We start from the raw sequence: 14,442 nt of genomic DNA, 5'->3' as shown, positions 1-14,442 counted from the left end.
AGCTTAGAAGATACTGGTTGAAATGCAGCAAAAGGAGGTGCAATCCATGGAAGTATTAAGAGAAATCATAAACAGCGACAGGCTGAAGACCCTGTTTGCGGTGCCAAAGTCAATGGAAAATATGGACGTGGAGGTGATTGTGTTGCCACTTGCAGATAAAAGAAAACAGAAAAAGGAAGTTGATGTGGAAGCTGCCTTGAAGAAAATAACAGGGATAATCCCGGACGAAGGGATGTCTTTAGATGACTACCGGAATGAGAGGCTTGGGAAATATGCAGGTATTGATTGATACGAATGTAATTCTGGACGTTTTGATGCAGCGGCCGGGAATGGAAGCTTCAGGTCGGATTCTGCAGATGTCAGGGAGAGGAACCATCAGAGGTTTTCTGTCTGCGTCAGCGGTAACGGATATTTACTATATTTTAAACCGTCAGATAAAGGACCGCGCCAGTACAGTAGAGAGCATTAAAACAATATTAAGCCTGATTGATGTGGCTGATGTAACCGGGGACGACATAAGGGCGGCGCTGGATTGCGGCTGGAAAGATTTTGAGGACTGTGTCCAGCATCGGGTTGCGTCACATAATCATGCCCGTTATATCATCACGAGGAACGTGAAAGATTATGAGGGGAGCCAGCCGCAGCCGATCACACCGGAAGCGTTTTTAGAGGTGTTGAATGAATAAGAGATAAGCAAGATACCTGTATGAAAAGTGCGGGTATCTTGTTTTTCCTATACCGTTGGCATCGGTGGAATTTTAGGGAATAAGGTAGTGTCATCCTAAAAAATTTGCAAAAGTCTTGTTTTTTTATAATGCAGTAGACGCAGGGAAGTCCAGTTTGATATGATGATAATGAATTGGTGGATAAACATTTTAAAAATTAAGCTGGAGGTGGATAAGGTGAAGAAAACAATATATGTAGCTGCAGTATCACTGATTCTATCATGCATGATGGCGATTCCCGTATTTGCAGGAAAGTGGGTGGGTGATGATGGTGGCTGGAAATATGTGCGGGATGACGGAAGCTACCAGAGAGACGGCTGGCTGGAGGATAAAGGGGAATTATATTATATCTCCAACGGATATATGAAAATTGGCTGGGTCAATCATGATGGAAAGGATTATTTCATGGGTGTGACTGGAGCTATGAAGAGGGATAGCGTCACGCCGGATGGTTACAAAGTTGGCAGTGATGGGGCATGGCTGGGGCCGGATTCCGTTATTGATGAAAGGGGATTTACCACTCCATATGATGATCATGGTTATTATTTAGATGAAGATTTCCTTGGCCTTATATTTGATGATGAGACAGATTATGCAGAGGAACTTGGCAGATGGGGGATGTCGGATATTCGCATTTTAGCGGCTGTCAGAGGAATTTATCCGGTAAGTGCGCTGAATGAAAAAGAGGCGGCCGTCTATCAGAAAACTGCAGAGTTTATAACTGGATTTAATTATCAGCTGAGCGACAGGGAAAAAGCAGAACGTGTATATGAATATATCCAGGAACGTGCAGTTTATGACACAGGAGAATTCAAACCGGATTCAGATACTATATATGGGGTACTGGTATTGGGAAAATCAGAATGTGTTGGTTTTGCAAGAACCTATAAACTGTTGAGCAATGCAGTTGGCCTGCGGTGCGGCATCAGTGAAAATGCTGCCCATGTGTGGAATAGTGTGATGATTGATGGGGAATGGAAAGGAATAGATGTTTCCACAATAGGAACCTCACCTTCATTTTATTTAGATCGGAGACGATTTTCCTGCCCGGTTTGCGGCACCAACTACACTTTTGGAGCGAGAGAATCAGCATGGACTTGCCCGTTCTGTGACATTGAGTATGATAATCCCAGTTTTTAGAAAGACGTAATACTTAATTTCAGTGTCTATAGACAATATAATATGAATGAAAAAACACATCCAGACAGAGGAATCTGCCGGATGTGTTTTTTGTATAGAAATAAAGGAGGAGCATACTTTTGAAAACAGGATATTATCCTAAAGGCAGGCGATTAACAGCATTCCTGCTTGCGGTTGTGCTGTCATTGTTACCTGTTCTGTCAGTAGAGTTCGGTGCTTTTTCAGCCTGGGCAGATGGGGAGGGAAGGGGAGAAATATTTACTTATTATGGAACGCAAAATCTCCTGAAAGAAGGCGCCAGCTTCCCGTTTTACGGAAAGAATCATAACCGTGTGGGATTATGGCCTTATGGAATCACCAATGTCAGTGATTCAGGCGGTAGTGCGGCAGGATACTGCATGGAACCGAACAAGTCGATGAGAACCAGAACACAGGGCACTTTTCATACCTATGATCTTGATCGAGATGGGGATAATCTTCCACTGGGACTCACACGTGAAACCGCAGAGATATTATGGTATGCGTTATCAGCCTCTGGAAATTTTGAGGGTTATAATGAACGGGCAGGGAAAGTACCACAGGGATATTATATACTTGGACAGGCAGCAACATGGGCGGTTATGAGTGGTAACTGGAATGGTCTTGAAGATTTCAAAGTGCAGATGGAAGTCCTGCTTGCCAATGTTAAAAATTCGACTTTGGCAGATCAGACGAGAGGTGCGTTAAATGAATTTTTTAATCATGCGAATGGCACTACGGAGGAGGGCGCAATACCGGCATTTACATCTAAATACATGAGCACTGCACCTGTTCATAAAATGCAGAAAAATGAGGATGGCAGCTATAGTGTTACCTTTGATATCGACAGCAGCGACTGGCGCCAATCAGAGATCGAATATGTACTTCCGCAGTCTTGGAACTACAAAACAGAAGGAGATAAAATCACTTTTACCTGCATGGACGGGAATCCTAATATTGGATTGGTCAAGGGTCGTTTTAAAGAAGGATCTTTGGCTGCGAGGTATATGATAAAACCAAATACTTTTAAAATCTGGTATCCGGATGGCTGGTCTGAAAACAGTTCCACAGAAGGTATGCAGGCCATGATCACAATGGCGGGAAAAGAAGAACCCTGGGAGGTTTATCTTCAGTTTGGAGAAGGGACAACAACTTCTGGAGGATATGAAATCCCATATGAGAGACATGAACATGAAGAAATTTTTAAACGAAACTATAAGTTAGAACTGAAGAAATATGATTCGGAGACCGGAAAGCCACTGGAAAATTCTGATTTTGAAATAATAGAACAGTTTGACTTTAGGCAGCTTGACGGGACTAATTTAGAGGAAGAACAATTCCGGAAGGAAAGCCCTTTATCAGAAGGAAGATTTGACTCTCTGGCTGTATGTACAAAACGGGTTACTACGGATTCACAGGGGTACATAGAGCATACAGATCTAAAAACATATAACTATCATAAGTCCTATTGCGGTGGTCATCCAGAACCTGTTATTGAATATTATGAAGCAGGGAGCGAAGTAACCGAGGATGAACAGGCGGAGATTGATGAGAAAAATCAGGAATTGGAAAACGAGGCATGGGAAGCCTGGCAGCAGTGTGTTGACTGGTGTGAGGAAAACTGTGACTTCCATTCCTTAGATGAGGGGGTAGCCTGCGACGCTCTTGAGGAGGACCGAGACGAGGCATGGGACACCTGGATTCATTTAGAGCGGGTTTATACGGCCAGGGAGATTAAGGCCAGGCTGGGATATATTCTCCATGACATTCATAATGATGATATTCCGGTTGAGGTTGTGGCTTTTTCCTCCTCAGAGGCAGGCGGCACGGGGACGGTAATCGGAACCTATCCGGGAAATAAAAAGGTAGAGGAAACAGACCGATCCTATTTGGCTCCTGGCGTAGACATAGCAACGCCGTCAGAGGCGACAGATGAGTCAGGGGAACCGAGGATATCTTTACATGAGGTTCCGGTGGTACAGGCAGCGGCAACACCATCTGATGCAGAGAAGGCAGAAAAAGAGGATACCGGCAGAGAAACAGGGGAAGATAGAGAGGAAAATGAGGAGGAAGACTTAGAAGAGGAGCTGGAGGAGATCAGGGAGGCTACTCCAAGTAACTCCAGACAGATAAAACTGGAGATATTACGCGGCGAGGCATATGCAGAAGAAGGGGAAGGCAGCTCCTGGATCTGGGACGGGGTGATGCACGACAGCGAGGTGCAGCCTGTTAATCAAGGCGATTATTCTCATTCGGACACCGGGCATCTGTTTGAAATATATGACCACCGGACAGAAGGACAAATTCATATTAATAAAAGAGATCTGGAATTGTATCAGGAGGATTTGCCCAAAAGCGTTGGAGTGATAGGCAGCACAGGACTGATGGAAAATAGGCTGGAGGATACCGGTGCCAGCTACGGAATGACCCAGGGGGATGGAACACTGCAGGGGGCCGTCTATGGCTTGTATGCTTATGAGGACATCAATCATCCGGATGGATATACCGGAACCGTGTTTAGCGCCGGCGATTTGGTGGCCGTGGCTGCAACCGATGAAAACGGAGATGCTTCTTTTGTTGCAATTACAGAAGAATCAGATACCAGTAAACAAGCGTCCAATCTCTACGAGGAGAATGTTGAAAATAATGGAAACCAGTGGATTGGCCGTCCGCTCCTTTTAGGCAGCTATTATATAGAAGAGATATCAAGAAGCGAGGGGTATGAGCTGTCACGGGTGGGTATTCACCTGTCAGAGTCCAACCGTACAGGGACAACCTTCCCAATCTCAAAATCAGGTTCAGTCAGCGCTACGGATTTAAACCACCGGATTAATGAGTACGATGGCAGTTGGAATGATTTTACCGTGACCTATTTTGGCACTACCGGTTATGAGATTAAAGTGTCCGGTTATCCGGAAGGCTCAAAATTTTACCGGGTAACGGGTGATGAGAAGACCTCAGAAGAACAGATGATTACCGGAACGCAGCGGATTGAGAAGCGGGATTCCAATGGAAATATCATTTACAAAACAGCAGAAGGAGGGGAATATAAATACAATCCCGACGGAACCGTGAAATTAAAGTTTGATGAAGAGGGAGAGCCGGTCTATGAAGCCGAACCGATGGAATTTACCTACTCTGCCGTCAACCGCCTGAATATCGGTGTTGCGGCAATTGAACGGAAGGACGGGGGAGACCCGGATATAGAGGTATCGGAAGAGATTGATAAAGCGTATGTAAAGAAGCAGGCGAATGAAGCGCTCCTCTATTCGGGATATAAAGACAGCCTGGACGGATATCCCTGGGCAATCCTAGAGCTTGACGGGGAGACCAATGAGCAGTTCATTGGGGAAATTCTGGAATACTGTGCTTCTGATTCGTTCTGGGATGCCTACCGTGTGGACCGGGTTTATGAGGAAGACGATGTCTGGAAAGCAATTATACGCTATGGATATAAGGCGCTGAGTGATACGGCAATTTATGACAGAGCATCAGACCACCTGGTTGTAAAAAGCACCTGTGACACAGGCTTTTTTTATGCCATTTATGAGGCGGACGAATTTGTCCGGAATGGGTATCGGTTTACTGTGGGAAAAAAGGCAGTAAGAGAGCCGGTTAAGCAGGGCGAACCATTGGTTGTGGAATACGTGTATCCACAGGCCGCTGATACCTATGAGCCAGGAGAAAACATTCTGGACCAGGAAGGAAATCCTATACCGGAGATGGAGACTATCCCAGTATACGAAACGGTACCGATATTCCAGTATGAAGAGAAGCTGGAAGAAATCGAGGCAGAGTTTGACCAGTACAGCGGGCTTTATACGATAGATATAGACACTTCAGACGTGAACTGGGAGAACCAGGGAGGTTCGCTTACCGTTACATACCGGGCGCAGGCGCCGGAACAGACTATCGTAATAGATGGCATTCAGATGGACTACGGCGATTATGTGCGGCAGTATGAGAACGCTACTGTCAGTTTATTTACAGAGAAGGAGGCGATTGCAGAAGGCTCCTATATCAAGGAAGCCGTACTTTTGTATCCCGGCCAATATCAGGTAGATCAGGACGCAGGCACCAGGGACAATCCAATCATTGTCGCCCAGAGGGTGATAAAGCAGGCCATCAAAGTGACGAAGGATATCGCAGAGGATTCCTATAAGGATACCAATACCTATAAAATCCATAGAGACCCTTTCACGGTGCTTTTTGGCGGATTTAATAACCGCCCGGAGGCAAAAACCATACCGGGCTTTTCGTTTAAGCTGTATCTTCGGAGCGATTTGCTGGAAACGGGATTTTTAAAAGAGACAGAAAATGGATTCTATGATTACGAAGCCTTTTTTAAAGAATATCCGGAGCTTGGGGAAATGCTTGCCGTGGAGTGGGACGATCCCCGCTATGATGTGGACCATGACTTAAAAACACTCCATGCCAGCCGCGGCGGCGGGAAGGACGATTACTGGGGCCAGAGTATTATGCTGCCGTATGGCGTGTATGTCCTGGTGGAACAGCAACCAACGGAGATTCCCGGCAAGCACTACGAGATTGACAAGCCAAAGGAAGTGGAGATACCGTTTGCCCCTCAAATAGATGAGGACGGGACGATCCACGACAAAAATCCATCCCCTGAGTATTTTTATGATGCAGAACTGACGCCGGAAGAACTGATGGAACGATACTTCATACGTTTTAATGAGGAGACACACACCATCAAGGCGCACAATAATGACGGGGATTTCCTGGTGTTTAAATACGGCCTGGAGCCGGACAGCGCCAGAGACTGCGGGAATGAGACGGTAGCTGGGTATTACCGCTACAAAAGTATCAGCGAGGACCACGGGCAGCAGGACGGTGTATATTATGATGTCTACCTGGACCGGGACGGAAATGTGGCAGATTACGGGGTGACGCTTGACGGCGTGGATACCATGACCGGAATCTCCACTGCCATAGACCGTAAGTATGCAAAAGCACTGGTTCCATGGAGTGTGTTAGACCCAAGATACGGGGAAGTCATCAATGATAATGGAGATATCGGAAACCGGGAGCCTGGTCTGGAAAAAGACGGCTCCTTTAATTTTATCAGCTTTGCCAACATGGATTTTGAAAATGAGTTTTACGGCTCCCGAATCCGCATTGAAAAGCTGGACAGTGAAACTGGTGAGAATATCCTGCACGATGGAGCCTTATTTAAAATCTATGCGGCCAAGCGGGATGTGGAAGGAAGCGGCACGACCGGAGTGGAAGGAACTGGAGACGTCCTGTTTGATGAACATGGGGTGCCGCTCTATGATGAGACCGAACAGATTATCATGCGTGATGAAACAGGGGCAGAGGTCGGGATTTTTAAGGCATACAGCACGGTTCGGGACGGTGAAGCAGAGCAGGAAGACGGGAGCCTGAGCAATGAGAAACAGTGCGTCGGTTATATTGAACTGCCACAGATGCTTGGAGCCGGCTGCTATGTCCTGGTGGAACAAAATCCGCCGGAGGGTTATGTGCGCTCTAAACCCATTGCCATCGAGGTTTACTCTGATTTAGTTGAGTATTATGAGGACGGAGACGCAGGTAAGAAGGTGCCGGCGGTTAAGTACCAGTACGTGAAAGCCGTTGGACAAGATGGGAAACCGATAATGGAAGATATGCACCAGATGGTGGTAAAAGACCGGCCAATCCGTGTGGAGATCCATAAGGTAGAGCAGGGCACTGATACCATTACCTATCGGGTTCAGGGCGATGAAGAACAGTTAAAAGAGAGAGGCGATGTAATCCTCTATTACTGGCCGAACGGCGAGTATGCCGGGTATGGCTACGCCACAAAAACCTATGATGAGTGGTCAGCCATTACGGTATCCGGAACGGAGGAAGAGTTAAAGCAGATGGGCGATGTGCGGCTTCTTTATGAGGAGTACGGTGCGTTTACAGGGAAGGGAATCCGATACAACACTTACGTTGGAAATGCAACACTTACCATGTATCAGGGACTTCGGGTAGAGAAGACCGGAGAACATGAGTACAAAGGGGTCACGGTAAAACGCAATATGTTTGATTCTGTCCTCGGCATAACGGCAAGTGAAACCGGAGTTGATACCGATATCCGGATTACAGAACAGGACGCGCAGAAAAACGATATCTGGGATATTACAGAGGAAAAGAACCCGGTTGTACCGCTTTGGTATTTTGACTTGGAGTATGACCCGACGGAGTACGATGAGGAAAGCGGTATCCTGTATGGTCTTGACGACTGGGGGAACCGTATCTGTTTGCTGGATTCCGAGACTGGTATGGCTTATGTAACAGATGAAAAGGAAAATATCATCGTGTGGCCTCTGGATAAAAACGGCAATAAAATCATTTCCCAGTCTGTAGAGATTCACAGGGACGAAGAGGGAAGGGAGACGATTAACTCAAATTTGGAGCCGGTCGTCGATGAGAATGGTTTGCCCATCTATTATAAAAATGGCGGGGTGACTATGACGAACAATGAATGGGTGACAACAACGGAGAAGAAGGTCCATGAGATTGCCAGAGTACCGGCGGGAGCGTACATACTGGAGGAGACCGTGGTGCCGTCATCGAAAGGTTATGTCCAGACCATGCCAATCGGTATGCTTGTAAATGAAATCACGGAGACGCAGTCTTTCTATCTGGAAAACGACTTTACAAAAATCGAGATATCCAAACTTGACATGACATCGAGAAAAGAGGTAGAAGGGGCGGAACTGACACTTTATGCGGCCCACAAGGTTTATGATGACTCGGAAAAGGGCTGGCATTTGGAAATTACCAGAGATCAGGAGGGGAACCCCAGAGTCAAAGAGCAGTGGATATCCGGGTATGAATACGATGACCGTGGAAATCAGAAACTGGACGGGAATCATAACCCCATCAGGACTATGAAGCCGCACTGGATTGACCATATTGCACCCGGCGATTATATCCTGAGGGAAACGAGGACGCCTACGGAGGCCGGATATGTGACTTCCAGCGATGTGGAGGTCATTATTCTGGAGACTGGGGAGGTACAGGGGGCTGTCATGGAAGACGACCATACCGCCGTTGAAATCCTTAAAACGGACTCCAGAACCGGGAAAGCGCTTGCCAATGAGAACCCCGCGGTACTTGCACTTTATCCGGCGGTGCTTAACGAACACGGGGAACCGGAATATGATGAGAATGGGCAAATCCGCTATAACCCGGAAACGCCGTTTTATAAGTGGACCACCCACGATGGAAGGGAGGTCCGAAAAACAGCGCATCCGGTCATTACAGAGGGCGGCCATAGTTATATTGCTTACGACTATGACATAAAGCCGGTTCCCGGCAGTGTCCAGACTGTATGCTATGTAACGGAAACAGGGGCCATGCATTTTGACTATATGCCAGTGGGCAAATACGTGCTGGTAGAGGAGGACGTCCCGTCCGGCATGAAGAAAGCCGCCCCCATTTATATTCCTGTTTTAGACGTTGGGTCGAAAACCAGAACCCAGAGCTTTACCATGGTGAATGAACCGATTACCGTTCTCTTTTTAAAGACCGGAACGCCGGGCGGAAAAGTTATTGCAGGGGCAGAGCTGGCTGTCTACCGGGCGGGTGAGGACGGGAACCTGACAAAGCATAATCGTTACGATGAAGCGGGAAATCAGCTTTTCATCACGGATACGGATGGGAACTTCATCTATGATCAGAATGGAAACTTAATTCCTTCCGTGGATTACGAGGAAAGCGATCTTGTGGAAACCTGGATATCCGGTTCCGATGGAATCTATAGTGAACAGGATCAAAAGGAGGGACGGATACCAGCCGGATTTGCAGCGGGCGATTTGAAGCCTCACAAAATAGAAGGGCTGCCCCGGGGGATTTATTACCTGGTAGAAAAGCAGACCCCATTCGGTTATGTCAGGGCGGAGGAGATTAGGTTTGAATCCGTGGAGAACAGCCAGGTCATTGAGATTGAAATGGTAGACAAGAGAATTAAAGGGCGGCTGGTAATTACAAAGGCCGATGCAGAAAATCCGGACAAACCGCTGGCCGGAGCGGCATTCAAGCTTACGAACGTGGATAAAAATACAGCCACAATCCTGATTACAGATAAGAACGGGTATGTAGAAAGCAGTGACATGCCGATTGGTGAGATGAGTGCAGACGGCTCTGTGAGCTTATATACATTTAAGGTGCAGGAAGTAAGCGCTCCGGACGGATATTTGATCGATCCGGCCCTCCATACATTCCAGTTTAATGTTAAGACAGACCGGGTGGAGATTATCACGTACCAGTATGAAGTGACGGACCAGGCTAATTCTGTTGAGATATCCAAAAAGGATTTAACCTCAAAGGAAGAGGTTCCGGGTGCGCTGCTTGAAATCCGTCCGATTCATATCACAACGGACGAATTAGGAAATGAGATAAAAGAGGAAGGCGAGGTATTTGAAAGCTGGAGGTCTTCCACGGTTCCGCATGTAATTAAGAACATACCGGCAGGATATTATGTATTGATTGAAAAGGAAGTGCCGGACGGATATCTGCAGGCCGAGAAGGTCTATTTTGAAATCAGAGAAAATATGACGGCGCCGGATCATGTGGAGATGTTTGATGAACATATCACGGTGGATATTGAGAAGCTGGATCAGGATACAGAGGACTTCCTTCCTGGAGCCAGACTGCAGATGATTGAAAAGAAGACTGGCCAAGTGGTGCGGGAGTGGACGTCCGGTGAAAAGCCGGAACGGTTTACCGCCCTGCCTGCTGGGGTATATGTAATCCGGGAATTGGAAAGCCCGGAAGGCTACCAGGTGATGGAGTCGGTAGAAATCACGGTTTTACCCACCGCAGAGGTGCAGACTTATACTGTCCGGAACTATCCAATTCAGGTAGTGATTGAAAAGGTGGACAAGGAGACTGGGGAGCCTGTAAACGGAGTAAAACTGGAACTGCTTGATGAGGAAAAAAAGGTAGTGAGTAAGTGGGTAACGGGAAGTGAGCCAATGGTATTTACCGGTCTGCGTGCAGGCGTCTATTACATAAGAGAGGCGGAGACTGCAGATGGATACCAGCTTTTACAGGAACCAATAAAGATTGTAGTTACAGATACCACCGGGGCGCAGACATTCCAGATTGAGAACCAGAAGATAGAAGTGGAGATTGAGAAAGTGGACGGAGAAAACGGACAGATCCTCGCCGGAGCTAAGTTGGAACTTGTGCGGCTGCCGGAGGAGGAAGTAATCAGACAGTGGGTATCTGCCGATACGCCGGAGGTATTTGAAGGAATCTCTGCTGGGCGATATCTGATTCGTGAAGTGGAATCACCGGACGCTTATTTAAACATGCCGCCGATGGAAATAACGGTCACGGATCAGGAAGGCGTACAAAAATTCACGTTCCAAAATTCCCCGATTCAAGCGGAGATTGAGAAGGTGGACGGAGAAAGCCATGATCCGGTAGCCGGAGTCATGTTAAAACTTGTGAAAGAGGACGGTACCGTAGTACGTGAATGGATGACGGACGGGAGCCCGGAACGCTTCTCGAAGCTGGAAGCTGGCGATTATCTGATTTATGAGATTAGCGAAGCAGATGGCTACCAAAAACTCAAAGAGCCGGTAAAGATTACGGTAACAAAGGATTACAAAATCCAGGTTTTCACCATTGAGAACCATAAGATTGAGGTGAATATTGAGAAACTGGATAAAGAAACGAAAGAGCCGGTTGTCGGAGCGGTACTTCAGTTAATCAGAAACCGTGACAGCGCGCTGGTGAAGGAATGGGTTTCCGGAGCGGAACCAGAGCATTTTACTGGTTTGGAAAAGGGATTTTACACCATAAAGGAAATACAGGCTGCTGAAGGGTATCTGCTTTTGCCGGAGCCGGTTCTCATTGAAGTGGCAAACGAGGCCGGGGTACAGAACTTTGAAGTGCTAAACCAGAAGCTGGAGGTAGATATTCAGAAGACCGACGGGGAAAACCCGCTTCCGGGCACGAAGCTGCGTCTGGTTCGCGCGGACAATCAGGAAATCATACGGGACTGGATATCCGGGGAACTGCCGGAGGTCTTTAAGGGATTGGCTCCCGGATTATATGAAATCCATGAGTTGGAACCTCTACCAGGATATCAGATGGCTTCACCGATTACGATTGAGGTGAAGGAAGAGCTGGAGAAGCAGTATTTTGAGCTGGAGAACAAACAGATTGAAGTACATGTGGAGAAAGTGGATTCAGAAACGAAAGAACCTGTGGCGGGAGCCGTGCTTCAGCTTTATTCCAATCCGGGGAAGTCTGAGAAGCTGGTTGAGGAGTGGCTGACGGATGGGACGGTCAAAACATTTACAGGGCTTCTGGCGGGCAGCTATGAAATCCGTGAAAAGAGCAGCCCTGACGGGTATGCCACAATGAAGCCGATAAAGTTCCAGGTGACAAATCAGCCGGGTCCCCAGTTGGTTACCGCTGAAAACCAGAAAATCCAGGTGGAAGTCAGCAAGCAGAATGGAAAAGATCATAGGCCGGTGGCTGGTGCAAAGCTGCAGATGGTGCGGGAGGCTGACGGTCAGATTATCCGGGAGTGGGTTTCAGATGAGAAGCCGGAAGCCTTTAAGGGGCTGGCGCCGGGCCGCTATGTAATCCGGGAGGTGGAGGCTCCCGCAGGATACAAGAAAATGGAACCTGCCACCATCGAGGTGAAAGACCAGACGGGGATACAGGACATTGTGGTCTACAACTATGAAATCAAACATACGCCGGACCATCCGGGCGGAGGCGATGAAAAGCCCCATGATGAGTACGGCAGTATTTCCAAAGTCGATGCGACCACCGGGGAGAGAATTGCCGGCGCTGCCATTACCATCTATCGGCCGGACGGCAGCATTTACTTTACCGGCGTGTCCGACCGGAACGGCAATGTGCGCTTTAAGAAGCCAAAGCCGGGAGTCTATACTTTTAAAGAGACAGTGGGGCCGGAGAATTACTATGTGAATACGACGGTCTTTCAGTTCACGGTGGAGGAGGACGGCAGGATTGTCGGGGACAATACAGTGAAAGATTATAAGAAAATGCCGGTTGTGATACAGAAGGTGGATATGGATACAGGAGCCGGGCTTGCCGGGGCTGTAATCCGGATTCTGGATTATGCTGGGAATGTGGTAATAGAAGGGACAACGGACCGTGAAGGAAAGATTTCCTTCCTGCCTAAAGAACCCGGACAATACCAGTACCAGGAAGTGATTCCGCCGGAGACTTATGAGCGCAATCCGGCTGTATTTACATTCCAGGTATTCGAGGACGGCAGCGTGATTGGGGACTGTGTGTTAAAGAACAGCAGACATTACGGAACCATAACGGCAGAGTACCAGTCAAAGCTGGGAGGAAAGGGGGAAGTTGTGTTGAAAGGACTGGAAGACCTTCCGAAAACCGGTTACGGGGAGGAAGAATCCCACCATGGGGCAGAGATGGCTCTGCTTTTACTTGCTGCTGTTATGATGGCGCTGGCATTGAGGAAACGCCGTCTGATGAAGACGGGCTGTATGGCTTTGCTGGTGGTGCTTTTGCTGGCAGGAAACAGCCGGGAGGCATATGCGGCGGAGGAGTTGTACCGGGAAGAACAGTATGTCACGACTGACTGGGACGAGAAGCGGAATGATTTTGTCCAGGATATCACAGTCGATGGGGTTTCCTACCATTTAAAAGAGGTACATCATGAAATTCTTGGTCAGCGCCCGGTAGAACCTTCCGGCAAGGAACGGATTACCGTTTACAGCGATGCTTTTTTAGAGGATACGGAAGAAAAACTGATTCCCGCACAGGAGATTGTGCGGGATGGCCGTATCTATGAGCTGCAGGGATATACGAAAGAGAAAACCGTGATACCGGCTCATGAGGAACTGGCGGAGGACACGGTGCTTTATGAAGCAGTGGAGGCAACGGATACCATACCGGAGCATGTGCCAATCACGGTGACGGATGAAAGAACCGGACAGCGGACAGAACAAAGGGTTCCTCTCTCCGGGTATACATTTTCAGACCGCAGGTGGGAGGACGGATTTGAATTCCGGGCAGTGTTCCATGAATACGGAACACCGGGGTATCATTTGGGAGACATGATTGTCCCCCATAACGATGAGACGCCAAAGCTGGCCGGCTATGAGGAAGAACTGCTGCAGCTGTTAGGGCTTGATAAAAAGAATTATGAAATACAGAAGATGGAGTGGGCCGGCGATGCCTATCAGGATACGGAAGGAGTCACCTGCCGGGACGCCCTTATTTCGGGCCGTAAAATGATTGCCGACTGCAGCGCTGTCTATGGCGGCAGCGTCATGTTTGAGGAGGAAAATGGATTCCGGTACGAGGCAGAATATCTGGCAAGAGACTTCCTGAAAAAACAGGAGGTCGAGTATCAGGTAAAAGCAACCGCCATCTATACGCCGCAGAAGACATCTAAGGTACCGGTGGCTCTTATCGGCGCTGGAACCGCTTTTGCGGCCTCGGCGGGGGCCGGTGGTATTTATCAGGTTAAGAGAAGAAAGAAAGTCAGGAGCAAAAAGGAAGTTAAAAAAAGTTAGAAATACGGTTC

General features: G+C 47.9%; 4 protein-coding genes. All 4 read left to right on the top strand.

Annotated elements, in window-relative coordinates; translation table 11 throughout:
• The first annotated feature begins 46 nt into the window (after positions 1 to 46).
• The 4 genes from DFR60_RS16270 (at position 47) to DFR60_RS16255 (ending at position 14,431) form a co-directional block, all read left to right on the top strand.
• Complete coding sequence (locus DFR60_RS16270; RefSeq protein ID WP_110323844.1) at positions 47 to 289, top strand: hypothetical protein; 243 nt, start codon at positions 47 to 49, stop codon at positions 287 to 289.
• The gene (locus DFR60_RS16265; protein ID WP_167437619.1) at positions 273 to 686 is read left to right on the top strand and encodes a PIN domain-containing protein; all 414 of its coding nucleotides are present in this window, start codon (positions 273 to 275) and stop codon (positions 684 to 686) included. Before DFR60_RS16270 ends, DFR60_RS16265 begins: the two co-directional genes overlap by 17 nt.
• A 216-nt stretch (positions 687 to 902) precedes the next feature.
• Positions 903 to 1,865 (top strand): transglutaminase domain-containing protein, encoded by a 963-nt coding sequence (locus DFR60_RS16260; RefSeq protein ID WP_146218610.1) that lies wholly within the window; start codon positions 903 to 905, stop codon positions 1,863 to 1,865.
• A gap of 119 nt (positions 1,866 to 1,984) precedes the next feature.
• The gene (locus DFR60_RS16255; RefSeq protein WP_110323841.1) at positions 1,985 to 14,431 is read left to right on the top strand and encodes an MSCRAMM family protein; all 12,447 of its coding nucleotides are present in this window, start codon (positions 1,985 to 1,987) and stop codon (positions 14,429 to 14,431) included.
• Positions 14,432 to 14,442: the final 11 nt, after the last annotated feature.

The sequence above is a fragment of the Hungatella effluvii genome (assembly GCF_003201875.1).
Classification (GTDB): Bacteria; Bacillota; Clostridia; order Lachnospirales; family Lachnospiraceae; genus Hungatella; species Hungatella effluvii.
The sequence above is the reverse complement of the archived record's forward strand: the minus strand, read 5'-3'. Positions and strand labels throughout refer to the sequence as shown.